General features: G+C 50.3%; 15 protein-coding genes and 1 tRNA gene. 7 read left to right on the top strand and 9 right to left on the bottom strand.

The window, feature by feature from the left end; all coding sequences use genetic code 11:
• Positions 1–144: 144 nt before the first annotated feature.
• From F3J30_RS10325 to F3J30_RS10310, 4 genes are all read left to right on the top strand, one after another.
• Complete coding sequence (locus tag F3J30_RS10325; protein WP_166717186.1) at positions 145–1,053, top strand: WYL domain-containing protein; 909 nt, start codon at positions 145–147, stop codon at positions 1,051–1,053.
• 3 nt (positions 1,054–1,056) lie between these two features.
• Positions 1,057–1,902: a hypothetical protein gene (locus tag F3J30_RS10320; protein WP_166717185.1), complete on the top strand. Its 846-nt coding sequence runs from the start codon at positions 1,057–1,059 to the stop codon at positions 1,900–1,902.
• Between the two features lie 8 nt (positions 1,903–1,910).
• Complete coding sequence (locus F3J30_RS10315) at positions 1,911–3,353, top strand: hypothetical protein (RefSeq protein ID WP_247650549.1); 1,443 nt, start codon at positions 1,911–1,913, stop codon at positions 3,351–3,353.
• A gap of 840 nt (positions 3,354–4,193) precedes the next feature.
• Complete coding sequence (locus F3J30_RS10310) at positions 4,194–5,465, top strand: glycosyltransferase family 4 protein (protein ID WP_166717183.1); 1,272 nt, start codon at positions 4,194–4,196, stop codon at positions 5,463–5,465.
• A 74-nt stretch (positions 5,466–5,539) separates the two neighbouring features.
• Here the strand turns inward: F3J30_RS10310 and galE are convergent, their stop codons facing one another.
• Together galE and F3J30_RS10300 are read right to left on the bottom strand one after the other, a co-directional pair.
• A complete protein-coding gene (gene galE / locus F3J30_RS10305; protein ID WP_166717182.1) occupies positions 5,540–6,556 on the bottom strand; it encodes a UDP-glucose 4-epimerase GalE in 1,017 nt (338 codons plus the stop codon).
• 75 nt (positions 6,557–6,631) lie between these two features.
• Positions 6,632–7,561 carry a hypothetical protein gene (locus F3J30_RS10300; RefSeq protein WP_166717471.1) on the bottom strand — a complete coding sequence of 310 codons (930 nt, stop codon included), beginning with the start codon at positions 7,559–7,561 and terminating at the stop codon, positions 6,632–6,634.
• A gap of 784 nt (positions 7,562–8,345) precedes the next feature.
• On the opposite strand from F3J30_RS10300, the gene F3J30_RS22635 reads away from it, so the two are divergent.
• Positions 8,346–8,753, top strand: a complete 408-nt coding sequence (locus F3J30_RS22635) for a hypothetical protein (RefSeq protein ID WP_247650547.1) — start codon at positions 8,346–8,348, stop codon at positions 8,751–8,753.
• Positions 8,754–8,903: 150 nt separating this feature from the next.
• Here the strand turns inward: F3J30_RS22635 and F3J30_RS10290 are convergent.
• From F3J30_RS10290 to proB, 3 genes are all read right to left on the bottom strand, one after another.
• Positions 8,904–8,979, bottom strand: a tRNA-Thr gene (locus F3J30_RS10290).
• 111 nt (positions 8,980–9,090) lie between these two features.
• Positions 9,091–10,344: a glutamate-5-semialdehyde dehydrogenase gene (proA, locus tag F3J30_RS10285; RefSeq protein ID WP_014069030.1), complete on the bottom strand. Its 1,254-nt coding sequence runs from the start codon at positions 10,342–10,344 to the stop codon at positions 9,091–9,093.
• A gap of 11 nt (positions 10,345–10,355) precedes the next feature.
• Positions 10,356–11,459, bottom strand: a complete 1,104-nt coding sequence (proB, locus tag F3J30_RS10280) for a glutamate 5-kinase (RefSeq protein WP_014069029.1) — start codon at positions 11,457–11,459, stop codon at positions 10,356–10,358.
• A gap of 303 nt (positions 11,460–11,762) precedes the next feature.
• On the opposite strand from proB, the gene phoE reads away from it, so the two are divergent.
• Positions 11,763–12,815 carry a phosphoporin PhoE gene (phoE, locus tag F3J30_RS10275; protein ID WP_166717181.1) on the top strand — a complete coding sequence of 351 codons (1,053 nt, stop codon included), beginning with the start codon at positions 11,763–11,765 and terminating at the stop codon, positions 12,813–12,815.
• 136 nt (positions 12,816–12,951) lie between these two features.
• On the opposite strand, the gene crl is transcribed toward phoE, so the two are convergent.
• From crl to gpt, 3 genes are all read right to left on the bottom strand, one after another.
• Positions 12,952–13,353 (bottom strand): sigma factor-binding protein Crl, encoded by a 402-nt coding sequence (gene crl, locus F3J30_RS10270; protein ID WP_166717180.1) that lies wholly within the window; start codon positions 13,351–13,353, stop codon positions 12,952–12,954.
• Between the two features lie 57 nt (positions 13,354–13,410).
• Entirely contained in the window at positions 13,411–14,655 is a 1,245-nt protein-coding gene (gene frsA, locus F3J30_RS10265) for an esterase FrsA (RefSeq protein WP_166717179.1), read from the bottom strand.
• Between the two features lie 106 nt (positions 14,656–14,761).
• Entirely contained in the window at positions 14,762–15,220 is a 459-nt protein-coding gene (gene gpt, locus F3J30_RS10260) for a xanthine phosphoribosyltransferase (RefSeq protein WP_010427903.1), read from the bottom strand.
• Between the two features lie 260 nt (positions 15,221–15,480).
• On the opposite strand from gpt, the gene pepD reads away from it, so the two are divergent.
• A complete protein-coding gene (gene pepD, locus F3J30_RS10255) occupies positions 15,481–16,938 on the top strand; it encodes a cytosol nonspecific dipeptidase (protein WP_014069024.1) in 1,458 nt (485 codons plus the stop codon).
• 54 nt (positions 16,939–16,992) lie between these two features.
• Here the strand turns inward: pepD and dinB are convergent, their stop codons facing one another.
• Positions 16,993–18,051 carry a DNA polymerase IV gene (dinB, locus tag F3J30_RS10250; RefSeq protein ID WP_166717178.1) on the bottom strand — a complete coding sequence of 353 codons (1,059 nt, stop codon included), beginning with the start codon at positions 18,049–18,051 and terminating at the stop codon, positions 16,993–16,995.
• Between the last annotated feature and the right edge of the window lie 107 nt (positions 18,052–18,158).

Raw genomic sequence — 18,158 nt, 5'->3', positions numbered from 1 at the left:
GCTCTCGATAATTTTCTTTAAGAAATACCCCCTTGTTGCCGATACCTGAATCTCCAGGCGGCAAAGTCCTGCTCCTGGTCCTTTCTGACATGACCTGTCAGGAAGCGAGAATAACCTTAAGGAAAAATTGTCAGGGGAGCACGCATGAGCGGACACGAGGTCATGGTTCAACGGATAACCGTCATTATTTCAGCGCTGTATCAGCACGGTTATGTCTCACGCCAGAAATTGCTGGATGAATTCAATATCAGCGAGCGTACGCTGTATCGTGATCTTAACCGCCTGGGCGACCGAATCATTCATGATGGTAACGGTATTTACAGACTGTCCCCCGCGTATGCCAGACCCCAGACGCTTAAAGAGTTGCAGAACCTTATCGGTCTGCTGGGCATGGAAGAGTTAATTCCTGCCAATAAGCTCATTCTCAAGCCTGATTTATCATCACTCAGCATCCGCTCTTTACCCGGCGATCCTGACGCTAAACGAGCGCTGGAAAATAACTTTAGTCTGTTTGATAAAGCCATTCGCCAGAACAACATCTGCGAATTCCACTATAAGAATACGCTGCGCACCGTTGCCCCTTATCAGCTGATTAATATCAAAGGCGTGTGGTATCTCGGTGCGGTCGAAAATGGCAACGTGAAGGGATATCAGCTCAGCAAAATCCGCTGGCTGAATCTACGAACTGAACATTTCACCCCAGAGCCGCACATCGCGAAATATTTCGCCGAAGAAGATGACGTGTGGTTTTCCCTGGATAAGCAGACGGTACACATCAAAATTGCGGCAGAAGTCAGTTACTACTTCCAGCGCCGCAGCGTGCTGCCCGCGCAAAAAATTATACGGCAAGAGCCGAACGGCGATTTGATTGTGCAGACCGAGATGGCGCATGAAAACCAGCTATTTCCGTTACTTCGGTACTGGTTCCCGAATCTCACCATTATTTCTCCGGTTAGCCTGCAACACCATTTTATCCAGAAGCTTTCTCAGCAGATGGCGGAAATGGAATCGCAGAGCAACGGGACACATTTAGACCACACAGAGCAGGAATAAATCATGTTACGCGGAACAGAAAAAAAAGAAGCATTAGAAAGCCTTTCCCGAGCCAGAACGCGTTATGAATCACAGGCAACAGATACCCAGACTGCCATCACCGACCTGTTTTTACTGCGCCAGAAGTGCAGCAAAGATCTGATTGCGCGAGGCGAGCACTTCATCAACCGCCTGGCGAATACGCCGAAAGAGTTCGATAAATCCTGGAGCGAGCTGAAAGCGGAAATCGCTGAGTTCGACGATGTGGTCGAAAAACTGGAAGAAGAGTATCGCGCCTCCCACGTGGGTAAAGGTACCGCCGCGGCGGGTGTTGCCGTGGGTGCGGGCGTGGCGGCGTTTGCCCCGACTGCTGCCCTGGCGATTGCGACCACCTTCGGCACCGCCTCTACCGGCACGGCCATCGCTACCCTGAGCGGGGCTGCGGCAACCAATGCCGCGCTGGCCTGGCTGGGTGGTGGTGCGCTCGCGGCGGGCGGCGGCGGGATGTCTGCGGGAAGTGCGCTGCTGGCGCTCGCAGGGCCGGTCGGCTGGGGGATCGGCGCAGTGGGTATCGCGGGTGGCACCTTACTGGCTCGCCGTAAAAACGGCAAAATCATCGACCAGGCTCAGACCGAAGAGCGCGAAGTGCGTTCGCAAACCTCAAAACTGCGCATCGTGGAACGCAGCGCCGAAGAACTGAAAACGCTGACCTCGGAACATTATCAGGGCACTGAAGGTATCGTGGATGTACTGGAAAAAACCGCCCCGCGTGACTTCAGCCAGTTCAATGCGAATCAGAGAGAGCAACTGGGTGCATTGATTAACCATATCAATGCCTTGTCAAAACTGATCAACAAGAAAATCCAGTGATGAGCGGGATGAAAAGTCATACCCCGGTGGGCGATCAGCTCATCGGGAGTGCGGTTAATGCCCTCAACCAGGCGCGTATTAACGATGAGATTTTAACGCTCTCTCGACAGGATATTGCGTTTGATCTGGCTCGTGAACAAATGCAGAAGGTGCGTGATTTTGTCGCCTCGCCGGGCAATATTCTCGGCAGCATGAGCACCAAACATGGAGAAATCGCCGAGCAGGTTGAGGTGGCAGTGCGCAATTCTGAGCAGGCCATTGAAGAGAGGCTACAGGATGCCTCCACCTTTCGCGCCACGTTTGAGGGAGTGGGTCGCACCGCTTCGCAAGATTATCTGATTGATGGCCTGGATGTTCAGTCCAAATTCATTAACGGCACCAACAATAACCTGATGCATGTCCTGAAGCACATGGAAACCTACCCCAATTTCGGCAAGGATGGGTCGTTCTACCATATTCCGAAAGATACCTGGCAGGAGATTCAGGACGTTCTCGACGGCAAACCCGTTGAAGGACTTAAATCGAGCACAATTGAGGCGATTAAAGCAAAAGTCGATGAAATTGAAAGGCAAACGCAACGTCCTTTTGCCGACGTAGTGCGCCCGGGGGTCTCTGACTACAAGGATGTGCAGCTGGGTAAAATCGACGAGACGCTCGACAAGCACGATCAGGAGCTGGCCAAACAAAACGACGCGAAACGCGCTGAAATCATCGACGACCATCAGCCTTCGCTGGCCGAAGGGATGCGCGCAACGGCGATGGGGGCCGCGGTGGGTGGCGCCTTTGCCCTCGGCACCGGGATATACCGTAAATACCGCGACGGCAAAAATATCTTCCGTGGCGACTTCAATGCCCAGGACTGGCAGGACGTTGGGCTGGACTCGCTGAAAGGCGCGGCTGTCGGTGGCGTATCCGCCGGGGCGATTTATACCCTGACCAACTACGCGTCGATGGGCGCCCCTTTCGCCAGCGCGCTGGTCACCGCGACTAAAGGTGTGGCAAGCCTTGCGCACTCTTATCAGCGCGGGGAGATTGGTCTGGATGAGTTCACCGACCTTGGGCTTATCGTCTGCGCAGAATCGGCCATCGTCGGTGCCATGACCGTCGCGGGACAGGCGTTGATTCCCGTGCCGGTGCTGGGGGCGCTCATTGGTTCGATTTCCGGGAAGTTTATGGTCACCGTTGCCAAAAGTCTGGACGGTAAAGCGCGTCAGGCGTTGCAGGCACGCATGGATGAATTTTCCCGCCGGTTAGATGCTATCGAACAACAAGTGCTTAACCGTATCTTGTCTGAATTTGCCGCTCTGGGCGAACTGACAGCGGCGGCCTTTAATGTCGAAAATAACCGTCAGCTGCTGGAAGCAAGCATCACGCTTGCACAGGCACATGGCGTTGATGACGATAAAATCATTAAAAATGCGGATGATCTGGATGCGTTTATGACGGCGTGATGTCGGGATAAAGGTGTTTAAATTAAACATCCCCATTTGTAAGAATGGGGATGTTTTATCTAGAAATTAAAAGTGGACAGGCGTAAATCCTCGTCATAAATTTTCCATCACCTGAAAGTACTATTTCCAGGCGTAAAAATTGATTATAACGAGAGGCTTTTATACTGACAGGCTTAATTGAAGGGATAAATCGTATTATAAACAGGTTAGATGCTAATACATTTTCATTACCAACTATCCCCCTAACAAGTTAGATATGTTTTTCCATGCCGAATAATTACAAAAAATTACGTTCACATCAGGGCTAAAAATATATCATGCATCATTTATGAAAAGTGTGATTATTCAGCCACCTGCCCCGCATGAAACATCACCAGCCACACTGATTCGGCGCTCTCATGCTAATCATGTTGCGCTACACCCCGAATCTGAACGCCACCTCTTTGTGTATACTGTTGTGTAAGCCTGTCGTTATTGGTATGTTGCTTATTATATGCAGGACGCGTAGCCGTTTGAACAGTCGAATACGGATAATGACATCGTTGTTGTGTACCTGTTCAATGAATATATAGAAATCGAATGAATTTCCCCTGAAACAATTATGGGGTGGTCATTAAGAATATAATTTTACATTTGAGATTTTCGAAATCGCTTTTTTGCCATTACTTGTCTTTATGTGGTTGAAATAATTCAGAATCGGTCGTTGTCGTACGGCTTACAAAGCGTATGAACTTAGCTGTACTTTCTGGGGCGACGTGTTAAATGGATGATATATCCTGTACACGATCCGCTAAGTCCACAAAACAATAAAATTGTTTACGAACAATCAAGGCAAGCGCAATGAAAATTTTATTAGTGAATAAGTTCTTTTTTATCAAAGGCGGTGCGGAAACCGTTTATTTTCAGGAGCGCACCATGCTGAAACATGCGGGTGTCCAGGTGATTGATTTCTCCATGCAGCATGAAAAAAACATCCCTTCTGATTATTCGGATTATTTCATCAGCAATGTCGATTACCATCAGGAGAGTAATCTGATTGGGGGGCTCAAAACGGCGGTAAATTTTATTCACAACAGCCGGGCCTGTAAAAAGATGCAGGCGCTACTGGAAAAAGAGCGACCGGATATCGTCCACTTCCATAACATTTACCACCAGATGACACCGTCGCTTATCAAAGTGGCGCGCAATTTTGGCTGCAAGACGGTGCTGACTGCGCACGACTATAAGATTGTGTGCCCCGCCTACTCCATGCTGCGCGAGGGTAAGGTCTGTGATGCCTGTATCACCGGGTCGGTATTCAATGCTTTTAGGTATAAATGCCAGGGCGGTGCGGCCTCAAAGAGCTTGCTGCTCTCGTTAGAGGCGACCTGGCAATATATTGCCCAAAATTACCAGGCTCTGGATGTGATTGTTTCACCCAGCGCCTTTTTACGTGGCGTGTTACTGCGTACTCTGCCTGATTCGCGTATCGATGTGATCGTGAATGGCGTTGATGATAGCCATCCCGTTGAGGACGTGAGCGATGACGGCTATATGCTGTACTTTGGTCGCCTGAGCCATGAAAAAGGCGTGGCAACATTGCTGGCGGCGCATCAGAAAATGAAGAATAAGACCCCGCTGAAAATAGTGGGCAATGGCCCGTTGTATGACAAGCTGGTTGCTCAGTACCCGGAGGCTGAGTTTTTAGGGTATGTCCAACAAGGTGATGCGCTCAATTCGCTTATTCAGCGAGCCCGGGCGGTGATCCTGCCTTCGGAATGCAATGAGAACTGCTCTATGGCGGTGTTAGAAGCGATGTCTTTGGGTAAACCGGTGATTGGGTCACGGATTGGCGGGATCCCTGAACAAATTCGTGACGGGATTGAAGGGATCTTATTTGAACCCGGCAATGCACAAGATCTGGCAAATGCGATGGATACGCTGGCCGATTGTCAGGAGAAAGCGCGGAATATGGGCTTGCAGGGGCGCAGACGTTTGAGTGAAGTGTACTCCCTGAACAAACATATGGATTCATTAATGACGTTATATACAGAACTTCTGAGCAGTCCGCAGCCAGATTTTAGACCTGGCGGCCTGGTGCTCGCGAACAACTCTGAAAGACCATTGTTATGAGCAGACCTGTGGCGGGCGTTGCGGCAGACAGTAGCAGCAAGGAACCTGGAAACCAGACTCCTTGCTGCTAAGCATTACACTTTATAGCCATCAGGATTATTTTTTTGCCAGTTCCACGTGTCACGCATCATCTCATCAAGACTGTGTGTCGCCACCCAACCCAGCTCTTTACGTGCCAGAGACGGGTCAGACCAACACTCAGCAATATCTCCCGGCCTTCTTCCGACAATCTTATAGCTAATCTTCTTTTGTGACGCTTTTTCAAAGGCTTCAATAAGATTAATAACGGAATAACCGATACCGGTACCGAGATTAATGATCTTATATGCCGCACCTTTATCTACAGAATCCAGCGCCGCTAAATGGCCGGTTGCCAGATCCATCACATGAATGTAATCACGCACACCTGTACCGTCTGGGGTTGGATAGTCATTGCCGTATACCGACACGCTCCCCAGCTTCCCAATTGCCACCTGGGAAATATAAGGAACCAGATTGTTAGGGATACCACCAGGATCTTCGCCAATTCTGCCTGAGGGATGTGCGCCAACAGGGTTAAAATAACGCAAACAGGTAATGCGGAACTGGGGCTGTGCGCGTGAGAAATCCGCCAGAATCTTTTCAACCATCAATTTTGACGTGCCGTACGGGTTAGTGCAGTCACCTGTCCGGGATTGTTCACTTAACGGAATTTTTTCCGGGTTACCGTACACCGTAGCGGAAGAACTGAAAATAAAGTGCTTCACCCCAGCCGCTAACATCTCATTGAGTAAAACCTGGGTACCCGTGACATTATTTTCATAATAGGCAAGCGGTTCTTTGATTGACTCGGAGACCGATTTTAATCCAGCAAAATGAATAACATCGGTGATGTTATGGCTGGAGAATATGGTTTTCAGCGCGTCTCTGTTCAGTATGTTATCAATGTAAACCACAGGCTTTTTCCCGGTAAGCTCTGCGACCCGGTCCAGCGATTTTTGTGAGGAATTCGAGAGGTTATCGATGACAACAACGTCATCCCCTCTCTCCAGGAGAGTCAAAACGGTATGTGAACCAATGTAGCCAGCTCCACCAGTAACAAGAATTGCCATACAGTCTCCAAATATATTTGGTGTAAACAACTATTGATTTACCAATGCTACTGTTATTAACGGATTATATTAACGCTACCCTGCAAGCGCGTTTTTTCTGGATTTAACCTTCAATTTATAGTTAACTTTTTTCAGCGCTGAAAAAAGACTGAATTTATTGATTTTACTATCATATACAATGAAGTTATCTGTGAAGTTCAACGTATGCACGCCGTCGCTCTGATTGATGCCAGAATTTATCTGTTCAATAAGATTCTCAACAAAGTTGTGAGCGTTAAGCGTGACTAACTCTTTTATATAAACTGACTTACCGTAGCTTTCCGGGGTGCACTCCTGAGTAAAGAAGTACGTTTTACCATTTACCCTACAAGGTGCGCCTGCCCCGCGATGATACGGATTCGAAATATGTAGCTCTGGGGTTATTTTTTGCCACGGCCCCGTAATATCATGGGCTGTATGGATAACCAGCTCATCATCCATCGTTGTGGATGCCAGATACAAAACCCCATTCAATTCAAAAAGAATGTTATCCGTTAAGGCGATATCAGAGATTAAAACCTTGACCTGGCGCCAGTGAACAGGGAAATCCGTGGACTCGAATAAAATAACCTCTTTTCTTTCTGATGATTCAGGGATCATGAAAAGCTTATCATTACTTTGATATAAAAAAGGAAATGATAAATGGCACTTTATGTTATCGAACCCTTCGAGTTTTACATCCTCAAGCTCATCAAGTTCGGCATTAAGTATCCGGCAGCGTAATGTTCCCTGCGAATCCCGAAAGTTCATCGCTTCATAAAAAACGTAGACTTTATCGTCTTTTTCAATAATGAAAGGATCGGCCTGAAACGTATATTTCTTTTTAAGCTGTTTAGTCCTGGCATGACTCAGAATGTCCAGAGTGTTAGCAGGAAATGCATGTGAACGGTTATTTTTAGCAATCAAAATATCCCAGGTTTCATGGAAAAAAAGGGATTTAATCAATCGTTTTGCTTTAGCTTGCATTCGCGCCTGCACCTTTATCCGTTTCGCTATAGGTGATTCTTGTACGCCAACATTGACAGCCATTTTAAAACATAGTCATCAGTTCATTTTTTGTCCAATAGTAAAAATAGATGTCGGGACGTGACAGCGCCAGCGTGGGGTTGCTCTAAGGGATTGGCGCTGGCAAGAGATGCACTAAAAGGGGGCGTTATGGGGTGACAGTGTGTTGAATATAGTGGCGAGAGTAGATTTTGCGTGGAAGGTTGGGACTTCTCAGCAATCAATAGAATAGCTTGAGACGGAAAGTCCAAGCGCCCTGAATTTTTTACCAGAACTTGCTCCAGATCTGGGCGTTAATGTCGATTGGTTATTGAAAAGTTCCCCGGATTCGAACATAACTTATGTTGCCCCAAACAATCCTAAAGGAAAGTATCCGCCGATAAGCCTGGTTAGCACTGGCGTATGCTCGGAAGCTTGTGAGCCGTACTATCTAAAAGCTATTGCAGAATGGTACCGCAGTGATAACCATTGTCATGGAGATGGTTTCTGATTCCAGATTGAAGGTGATTCTATGGCATCTCCTGTCGGGTCAGACATTCCTGAGGTAGGCACAGGAAGAGGAACAATTAATGGAACCTTAGTGGTTACAAATCTGATTGATGCGAACGAGGCGTCTTTCACAAAATTGGTAATTGATGGTGGTCAGAGGTATTTATAAGGATCTTATTCCTTTGTGGCCGATGATTCCCATTAATGGTAATGGCAAGATTATTGGTGTTGTAGCTGAAGCCAGGGAGAAGTTCATATGAGACGCTCTATAATTGCATTCATACTTATGTCTTTGCCTTTAATGTCCTATGCAGACTGTTGGATCATTTCAGGCCTTAAAGGTAAAGCTTCATTTAGCCAGGACGAATATGAATTTATTGATGACCAGATAACGGGTGCTTCTTTCAAGATGATCATTAATGACGATAAGGCATCAGTAACAACTCTCTCAGGCGAACCTCTCTCAGATATGAGGTATGTCCCACTCTCAAGCAACACCATCGTAGGTAGCTATCAGGCAGGTGGTGGCATCACTGTTGAGACATGGTCTGTCACAACAGATAAAAAAGTAATGTATACAAAGGTTATGAATATTCCTGCTTTTCAGCAGATAACATCGACGAAGTCTTTCATTGGCGATATAGCTGGAAAATGCGATAAGTAGCCCCTTCCGGTCAGTTCCATCATTTTTCAGGTCGAATTTCTTACCGAGCACACGAGCAAAGTTGACGCGATTATTGGTCGGAATGTCACAAATACGGCGCAAGAGGAGAATGTGATCTACTTGGATGTTAGGTAATCACTTGATTTGAGATGGTGCCGATAATAGGAGTCGAACCTACGACCTTCGCATTACGAATGCGCTGCTCTACCAACTGAGCTATATCGGCCCTGAAAGGCCGGTTACGAGCGTAACCACGGGGCAAAAGAGTAGATCTAACAGGGTGGTGCGTCAATGGCCTTGCGAATCAAACGGCTATTTTTGCACCACCCACGCTTATTTACGCACGAATCGTATCATCACCGAAACCGATCCACTTGTAGGTGGTCAGTGCTTCAAGCCCCATCGGGCCGCGCGCGTGCAGCTTCTGGGTACTTACGGCAACTTCAGCGCCCAGACCGAACTGGCCGCCATCGGTGAAGCGGGTTGAAGCATTCACGTATACCGCAGATGAATCCACTTCGTTCACAAAGCGGTCGGCATTGCGCAGCGTGCGGGTCAGGATCGCGTCAGAGTGCTGCGTACCGTGTTCACGGATGTGCGCAATGGCGTCATCAAGATCGGCTACCACCTTCACGTTCAGATCCAGCGACAGGAACTCATCGTCATACTGCTCTGCTTTTACCGGAACCACTGTCGCAGGGCCCTCTTTCAGCAACGCCAGAGCGTTAGCTTCGGCGTGCAGCGTGACACCACTGTCCGCCATCTGCTTGCTCAGAGCAGGCAGGAAGGCATCCGCGATCCCCTGATGAACCAGCAGCGTTTCGACCGTGTTACAGGTGCTTGGACGCTGCGTTTTCGCATTCACGATGATTTTCAGCGCCGGTTCAATTTCGGCGCTGTCGTCTACAACGATATGACACACACCGATACCGCCGGTGATAACCGGGATCGTCGACTGCTCACGACACAGTTTGTGAAGGCCTGCACCACCGCGAGGGATCAGCATGTCGATGTATTTGTCCATACGCAGCATTTCATTCACCAGCGCGCGATCCGGACTTTCAATGGCCTGAACAGCGCCTGCGGGTAAACCGCACTCTTCCAGTGCCTGCTGGATGACTTTTACCGTTGCGGCATTGGTGCGCCAGGTCTCTTTTCCACCGCGCAGGATGGCCGCGTTGCCGGTTTTCAGGCACAGAGAAGCCACATCCACGGTCACGTTCGGACGCGCTTCATAGATAACACCGATAACGCCGAGCGGCACGCGACGGCGCTCAAGACGTAAACCGCTGTCGAGCAGCCCGCCATCAATCACCTGCCCTACCGGGTCAGCCAGGTTGCACACCTGACGCACATCGTCAGCGATACCTTTCAGGCGTGCCGGCGTCAGCGCCAGGCGGTCGAGCATCGCTTCGCTCAGCCCATTTTCACGGGCTTCAGCTAAATCCTGTTCGTTGGCTCGCAGAATGTCAGCAGACTGTGACTCCAGATAATCAGCGATTTTTTCCAGCACGCGGTTTTTCTCGCGGCTGGAAAGGAGCGCCAGTTTGTACGAGGCGGCTTTGGCAGCTGCGCCCATTTGTTCCAGCATGTTCAGGCTCCTTAACGAATAATCATGTCATCACGATGCACGGCAACCGGGCCATATTCATAGCCCAGGATCGCATCGATCTGCTGGGAATGGTGCCCGGCAATACGGCGCAGCGCATCGCTGTTATAGCGACTGACACCGTGCGCGATGTCGCGTCCTGCAAGGTTGCGGATACGAATCACTTCACCACGGGAGAAGTTACCTGTCACGCTTTTAATTCCTTTTGGAAGTAATGAACTCCCTCTTTCCAGAATTGCGGAGGTCGCCCCTTCGTCTACGGTGATTTCACCTGCCGGAGGCGCACCAAAAATCCAGCGCTTACGGTTTTCCAGTGGCGATTCCTGCGCGTGGAAGCGCGTCCCTACGGAGAGGCCTTCCATCACATCGCCAATCACGCCAGGACGGCTACCGGCCGCGATAACGGTGTCGATGCCTGCACGACATGCGACGTCCGCCGCTTGCAGTTTGGTCCCCATACCACCGGTACCAAGGCCAGACACGCTATCCCCGGCGATGGCACGCAGCGCATCATCAATACCGTGAACATCGGTTATCAGCTTAGCGTCTGGATTGTTACGCGGGTCGGCGGTAAACAGCCCTTGCTGATCGGTCAGCAGCAGCAATTTATCCGCCCCGGCCAGAATGGCGGCCAGCGCTGAAAGGTTATCGTTATCGCCCACTTTGATTTCAGCGGTCGCGACGGCGTCGTTTTCGTTAATGACAGGAACGATATTGTTGTCGAGCAACGCACGCAGCGTATCGCGGGCGTTCAGGAAGCGTTCTCTGTCTTCCATATCCGCACGCGTCAGCAACATCTGGCCGACGTGAATGCCGTAAATAGAAAACAGTTGTTCCCAGAGTTGAATGAGTCGGCTTTGTCCCACGGCGGCCAGCAACTGCTTGGATGCTATCGTCGCGGGGAGTTCGGGGTAGCCCAGGTGTTCACGCCCGGCAGCAATTGCCCCGGAAGTCACAATCACAATTCGATGCCCTGCGGCATGTAACTGAGCGCACTGACGTACAAGCTCAACAATGTGGGCGCGATTTAGGCGGCGCGATCCGCCTGTTAAAACACTGGTACCGAGTTTTACCACCAGCGTCTGGCTGTCACTCATGATTCTCTGCCGTTCAACAATAAGGGAAAATGATGTCAAACGAACGTTTTAGCAGGACTCAGCCCCGTTGCCAACTGCCTTCGCACAATGTGGAACACTTTGTTGCGCGGGATCAGTAAGCGTAGCGGCAGATTTTGACAATTTTATTACTGAAATAATAAATCACAGTTTTTTAAATTAATTCTCAAATTGTCATAAAACTTTAATTCCAGAACGTTAAAACCCTTCCTGTTTTTCACGGGGCAAGAACAGGTGTTCATTGCTCAGCGAATTTTAGCGCGTTTATAAAACTCAGGATTGAAAATGAAAAAGAGTATTCTGGCATTAGTGGTAATGGGCGTTGTTGCTTCCGCATCTGTACACGCAGCCGAAGTTTATAATAAAGATGGCAATAAACTGGACGTGTACGGCAAAGTAAAAGCCATGCACTATATCAGTGATGATGCCTCTAAAGATGGTGACCAGACTTACGTACGTTTCGGCTTCAAAGGTGAAACTCAGATTAACGATCAGCTGACCGGTTACGGTCGTTGGGAAGCTGAGTTTTCTGGTAACAAAGCAGAGAGCGATTCTTCACAGAAAACCCGTCTGGCGTTTGCTGGTCTGAAACTGAAAAACTTCGGCTCCTTCGACTACGGTCGTAACCTGGGCGCCCTGTACGACGTTGAAGCCTGGACAGATATGTTCCCTGAATTCGGCGGCGACTCTTCTGGTCAGACCGATAACTTCATGACCAAGCGTTCCAGCGGCCTGGCAACCTACCGTAACACCGACTTCTTCGGCGCGGTTGATGGCCTGGATGTGACCCTGCAATACCAGGGTAAAAACGAAAACCGTGACGCCAAAAAGCAGAACGGCGACGGTTTCGGTACTTCTGTAACGTATGACTTCGGTGGCAGCGACTTCGCCATCAGCGGCGCGTACACCAACTCTGACCGTACCAATGATCAGAACCTGCTGACCCGCGGTCAGGGTGACAAAGCGGAAGCCTGGGCAACCGGTCTGAAATATGACGCCAACAATATTTACCTGGCGACCATGTACTCCGAAACCCGCAACATGACCCCAATTTCCGGTGGTTTTGCGAATAAAGCGCAGAACTTCGAAGTGGTTGCACAATACCAGTTTGATTTTGGTCTGCGTCCGTCCCTGGGCTATGTTCAGTCTAAAGGCAAAGATATCGAAGGTATCGGCGACGAAGATCTCGTGAAATATATCGATGTGGGCGCGACCTATTATTTCAACAAAAATATGTCAGCGTTTGTTGATTATAAAATCAACCAACTGGATGACAATAACAAACTGGGTCTGAGCAGCGACGACATCGTTGCGCTGGGTATGACTTACCAGTTCTAATAATGTAGAAATAAAAAAAACCGGCTTTTAGCCGGTTTTTTTTATTTGCCCGGTGGCGCTGCGCTTACCGGGCCTACGATATAGTGCATTTTGTAGGCCGGGTAAGGCGAAGCCGCTACCCGGCACTGTTTCATCATCAAGCCGTTAGCTTCACCGCTTCGCTGGAAAAGTCATCTGCGGGTTCAAGCTTCAGATCCAGCGTCGCCAGCAATGCGCTTGCCTTGCCGAGGTACTCTTTCAGCGTGTACTCCAGGCGATCGATCACTTCCTGATCTTTGATTGGCGCAGCTTGCCAGTTACCGTCTTTGTTAAACAGACCAAACTGATAGCTGTAAGTAAAACGTTTTTCCTCGGCTTCCATTTCCATCCACCAGCCCCAGAATTCACGTTTTTCGGGTGCAGGCTTCACATTGACGCATACAGCCAGGCAGTCGAAAAAAAAGCGATTCTCTTCACACTGCTCTTCTCGAATATACGGGCCAAGAGCCATGAACTTCTTAATCAGTCTACTTTTCGGGTGTCCACTCGGTAACGTCATTGCGATCTCCTTTTGTGAAGCCACTGTTTTACCAAACCATCAAAATTTAGCAATCTCTTAACACAATCTCTGCGTGATCCAGCGCGTAATCTCTTTTAGCGCTTTGTCAAAATTCTGATACACCGGGCTGAACGGTACCTCAAGCAGTTTGCCATCCGCAGATGACGATGTGATTAAGCGCGACTCTTCTTCCGGGCTGAACGGATCGTTTTTCCAGAAACCGGACAGCATCGGCGTCGGACAACGCCTTCCCAGCAAGCCCTGCATTTTTAATGAGTAACGATTCAGTTCAACGCGCAGCGCTTCATCAGATGCATCATGCATACCAAGTCGGCTGGCCAGTACGTCCAGATACATTTCCGGTACGCTCCCCTGACGAGCAGGTTCACTTAAAAGCGCATGAACCACCGGGCCAAGACAGGCAACAGCTTTAAGACGAGAAGATTCAAGATAAGCCAGACGCACCGCAACGTTCGCGCCAAAGCGGAAACCGAAAGCGGCCACTCTGGTGTGGTCAACCCACGGGATATTCTCCAGCGCTTTTAACGCGTGCTGGTGCAACAGGCTCGAATCCTGGGTCAGTTTCCATTTAGAGGAGAAGCCAATAGACGGCATATCAAGTGTTAACATCGCGATCCCTTTTGGTGCAAAGTAGCGCTCAAAAAGGCTGTAATAGTCAGTCTGAAGTGAATCCAGACCACCGCACATTAACACAACAGGGAATGGACCTTCGCCATCAGGCATATGCAGGAACCCGGTCACGGGGGCGCCTCCCGGGATAGTGAACTCCAGTTCACGCATCCGGACCGGCAAACGCTGGGCGGCTTCTTCATAAGCACGGTTTGCAAGCGCCTGCGCTTGTTCGGCCAGTTCGTCGCCTTTCAGATGGGGGTAAGCAGCAATGCTGTAGAGGTTGGCTGCATGGAGCCAGTGCTGGCCGCTCAGAGTGGCATCCTCTTCCTGGCTGGCCTTCTGTTGCCAGAGCATCGCCTGTTTAGCCCATTCGTATATCCAGTTTCCACCACGATAACCGACCACGGTGTCGTAGAGTTCGCTGTCAGTCCGTTCGGCGTCGCTCATCACGATACGCGCCTGCACGTCGAGGATTTCGCGGGGATCGATTCCGCGCCAGATCCACATCAGGCGGTTAATCATTCGATACCAGTGAGGCACATTTTTGCCGTCTAATGCAGACTGTACTGAAGGCATAGCGCCCTGGTTAAACCGGCGCACCAGCGTCGACGTTTCAGGGTGTTTAAAGCGGGGTTTGAATAGCGTTTCGCTAAGGTTTGCCTGCGTCATTGCATTGCCTCCATGAATACATCGTATAGAGACTATTGTAACTCGCCACAAGCTAAAAAAAACAACGCCCGGCATTTCCGGGCGTTAAAATAATTTCGCGCAGGAATTAACGACCAGAGATAGGTGGAACGAAGACCACGCCCATATCCCACGGCTGCTCAATCCAGGTATCCTGAGGGATATCAATCACGTAATCATCCACCAGCGGACGGCCAGCAGGTTTCGCGAAGATCGTGACGAAGTGTGCTTTAGGGTACATTTCGCGGATCGCAACCGCAGTACCGCCAGTATCGACCAGATCGTCAATAACGATGAAGCCTTCACCGTCGCCTTCGGCGCGTTTCAGCACGGTCAGTTCACGCTGGTTGTCGTGATCATAGCTGGAGATACATACGGTATCGACATGACGAATACCCAGCTCACGTGCCAGCAGTGCGCCCGGCACCAGACCACCACGGCTAACGGCAATAATGCCTTTCCACTGCTCGGAAGGCATCAGACGCGCAGCCAGTTTGCGTGCGTGAATCTGCAACATGTCCCAGGTGACGACGTATTTTTCGCTCATGTGAAGTGTCCCAGCCTGTTTGTATACGGCTTAAAAAGTGTTCAAGGGGGAAATAGGTTGCGCGAGATTATAGAGATCTGACGCACTAAAAACCAGTGTTTAGCGCCCTGAGCCCGAGTTTTTACATGCTTTATGCTACCAGCAACCAGAGAAAGTGGTATTCTCAGTTGCATCTCGCAAGCCTGACTTGTGGTAACTATTAACCTGCTAACCCTGTGACCTGCATCAATGTTTGCAGAGCATCGACAAGGAGACTTATCGTGTCTGAACTGTCTCAATTATCTCCACAGCCGCTGTGGGATATTTTTGCCAAAATCTGTTCCATTCCACACCCGTCCTACCATGAAGAACAGCTTGCCGAACACATTATTGGCTGGGCGAAAGAAAAAGGTCTGCACACCGAACGCGACCAGGTTGGCAACATTCTGATCCGCAAAGCTGCAACCGCAGGCATGGAAAACCGTAAACCGGTTGTGCTGCAAGCGCACCTGGACATGGTTCCACAGAAAAACAACGATACCGTTCACGACTTCACTAAAGATCCTATCCAGCCTTATATCGACGGCGACTGGGTAAAAGCACGCGGCACCACGCTGGGTGCGGATAACGGTATTGGCATGGCATCTGCCCTGGCTGTGCTGGCAGACGACAGCGTTGAGCACGGTCCACTGGAAGTGCTGCTGACCATGACCGAAGAAGCCGGTATGGACGGTGCGTTCGGCCTGCAAGCTAACTGGCTGCAAGCGGATATCCTGATCAACACCGACTCCGAAGAAGAAGGCGAGATCTACATGGGTTGTGCAGGCGGGATCGATTTCATCTCCACGCTGCCGCTGTCCCGTGAAGCGATTCCTGCTGGTTTCCAGACCTTCAAGCTGACGCTGAAAGGCCTGAAAGGGGGTCACTCTGGTGGCGATATTCACTTAGGTCTGGGTAACGCCAACAAACTGCTGGCGCGCTTCCTGGCTGGCCACGCGGCTGAGCTGGACCTGCGTCTGGTTGATTTCAACGGCGGTACGCTGCGTAACGCAATCCCGCGTGAAGCATTTACTACCGTTGCAGTGCCAGCGGCAAAAGCCGACGAGCTGAAAAAGCTCTCCAGCGTTTATCTGGATATCCTGAAAAACGAGCTGTCCGTTAAAGAGAAAAACCTGACCGTGGTTCTGGAATCGGTATCGACAGATAAAGCCGCTCTGACTGCACAGTCTCGCGACAGCTTTATTCAGTTGCTGAATGCCACGCCAAACGGTGTGATTCGCAACTCTGACGTCGCAAAAGGCGTTGTAGAAACCTCTCTGAACGTGGGCGTTGTGACCATGAGCGACGACAGCGCAGAAATCATCTGCCTGATCCGTTCACTTATCGACAGCGGTAAAGAGTACGTTGTCAGTATGCTGGAATCTCTGGGCAAACTGGCTGGCGCGACAACATCCGCTAAAGGTAGCTATCCAGGCTGGCAGCCGGATGCAAGCTCACCGGTAATGGCTCTGGTGCGTGAAACTTACCAGCGTCTGTTCAACAGCACCCCGAACATTCAGGTGATCCACGCAGGTCTGGAATGTGGTCTGTTCAAAAAACCGTATCCGGACATGGATATGGTGTCTATCGGGCCAACCATCACCGGGCCACACTCCCCGGATGAGCAGGTTCATATCGAAAGCGTGGGCCACTACTGGACCCTGCTGACTGAACTGCTGAAAGCAATTCCTGCGAAGTAAAACCCTCATCACAAAGTGAGACAAGCCCGGCAAGCATAGCGCTACCGGGCTTTTTTACAATCCCAATACCAGCTGTCGCTCAAGCTGTGGATCCAGCAGCGTGACGTGTAATCCCACCAGCCGAACCCCTCTTCCACTTCGTCGTTCTTCCCAGGCTTTTTTTGCCGTCGCAATAAGATCGTCTTTATTCAGGCGCGGCCAGACGTGCTCCTGGGTAGTTTGCTGAAAATCATTGAACTTGAGTTTGATCCCCTGGCGGGCAATCAACAGGTCTGGTTTCACCTTTGCCAGGCGTCGCTCCAGCTCCGGGTAAAGTTGCCTGGTAATAATGGCCTCGCATTCAGCCCAGTCATGAATATCTTCAATGAGCGTCCGCTCCACGCCAACGGATTTACGCAGTCGCTCGTTATTCACGCTGCGCTCGTCAATGCCCTGACTGCGCTCCCACAGGACGCGGCCAAACTTCCCGAAACGCTTAAGCAGCATGGCGAGATCGCTGCACTGCACATCTTCGCAGGTCCGCAGCCCCATGCTTTCCAGCTTCGCGGCAGAGACTTTCCCGACACCGGGTATTTTCCCAAGCGGCAATGTTTTTAAAAAGGCCGGAACGTCATCCGGGGTGATGACGTACTGGCCGTTTGGTTTATTCAAATCTGAGGCGATTTTTGCGAGGAACTTCACCGGCGCAACGCCTGCCGATGCCGTTAAGTTCAGCTCACGGGCAATAGTCTGGCGGATCTCCTGTGCCATCAGCGTGGCGGAGCCGTGACAGTGGACGCTGTCAGTGACATCCAGATAGGCCTCATCCAGCGATAGCGGTTCAATCAGCGACGTGTAGCGGGAGAAGATTTCCCGGATATGAACAGATGCTTCTTTGTAGGCCTCAAACCGCCCAGGCAGAAGGGTGAGATGCGGGCAGAGCTTCAGCGCCATCGCCGTGGGCATGGCGCTGCGTACGCCGAATTTGCGCGCAGGATAATTGGCGGTGCTGATCACTCCGCGCTGGACGCGGCTACCGCCAATAGCGATAGGAATATCCCGCAGCGCCGGGTTGTCACGCATCTCCACTGCGGCAAAAAAACAGTCCATATCCACATGGATTATTTTGCGCATAGTAAGCCCTCACTCATCACTGGATAAGTATACAGTAAATTTATGAGGATTGAGAAGTGGATGTAAGAACGCCGGGCGGCGGCCCCGCCTTACCCGGCCGACAAAAA

The organism is Enterobacter sp. Tr-810, from assembly GCF_011752765.1.
GTDB lineage: Bacteria > Pseudomonadota > Gammaproteobacteria > Enterobacterales > Enterobacteriaceae > Enterobacter > Enterobacter soli.
This window is presented reverse-complemented; position numbering and strand designations above follow the sequence as displayed.

Bases quoted from the DNA above. Each gene is read 5' to 3' on its own strand.
- F3J30_RS10325 (WP_166717186.1), top strand. From the start codon at position 145: ATGAGCGGACACGAGGTCATGGTTCAACGGATAACCGTCATTATTTCA.
- F3J30_RS10320 (WP_166717185.1), top strand. From the start codon at position 1,057: ATGTTACGCGGAACAGAAAAAAAAGAAGCATTAGAAAGCCTTTCCCGA.
- F3J30_RS10315 (WP_247650549.1), top strand. From the start codon at position 1,911: ATGAAAAGTCATACCCCGGTGGGCGATCAGCTCATCGGGAGTGCGGTT.
- F3J30_RS10310 (WP_166717183.1), top strand. From the start codon at position 4,194: ATGAAAATTTTATTAGTGAATAAGTTCTTTTTTATCAAAGGCGGTGCG.
- galE (WP_166717182.1), bottom strand. From the start codon at position 6,556: ATGGCAATTCTTGTTACTGGTGGAGCTGGCTACATTGGTTCACATACC.
- F3J30_RS10300 (WP_166717471.1), bottom strand. From the start codon at position 7,561: ATGCAAGCTAAAGCAAAACGATTGATTAAATCCCTTTTTTTCCATGAA.
- F3J30_RS22635 (WP_247650547.1), top strand. From the start codon at position 8,346: ATGAGACGCTCTATAATTGCATTCATACTTATGTCTTTGCCTTTAATG.
- proA (WP_014069030.1), bottom strand. From the start codon at position 10,344: ATGCTGGAACAAATGGGCGCAGCTGCCAAAGCCGCCTCGTACAAACTG.
- proB (WP_014069029.1), bottom strand. From the start codon at position 11,459: ATGAGTGACAGCCAGACGCTGGTGGTAAAACTCGGTACCAGTGTTTTA.
- phoE (WP_166717181.1), top strand. From the start codon at position 11,763: ATGAAAAAGAGTATTCTGGCATTAGTGGTAATGGGCGTTGTTGCTTCC.
- crl (WP_166717180.1), bottom strand. From the start codon at position 13,353: ATGACGTTACCGAGTGGACACCCGAAAAGTAGACTGATTAAGAAGTTC.
- frsA (WP_166717179.1), bottom strand. From the start codon at position 14,655: ATGACGCAGGCAAACCTTAGCGAAACGCTATTCAAACCCCGCTTTAAA.
- gpt (WP_010427903.1), bottom strand. From the start codon at position 15,220: ATGAGCGAAAAATACGTCGTCACCTGGGACATGTTGCAGATTCACGCA.
- dinB (WP_166717178.1), bottom strand. From the start codon at position 18,051: ATGCGCAAAATAATCCATGTGGATATGGACTGTTTTTTTGCCGCAGTG.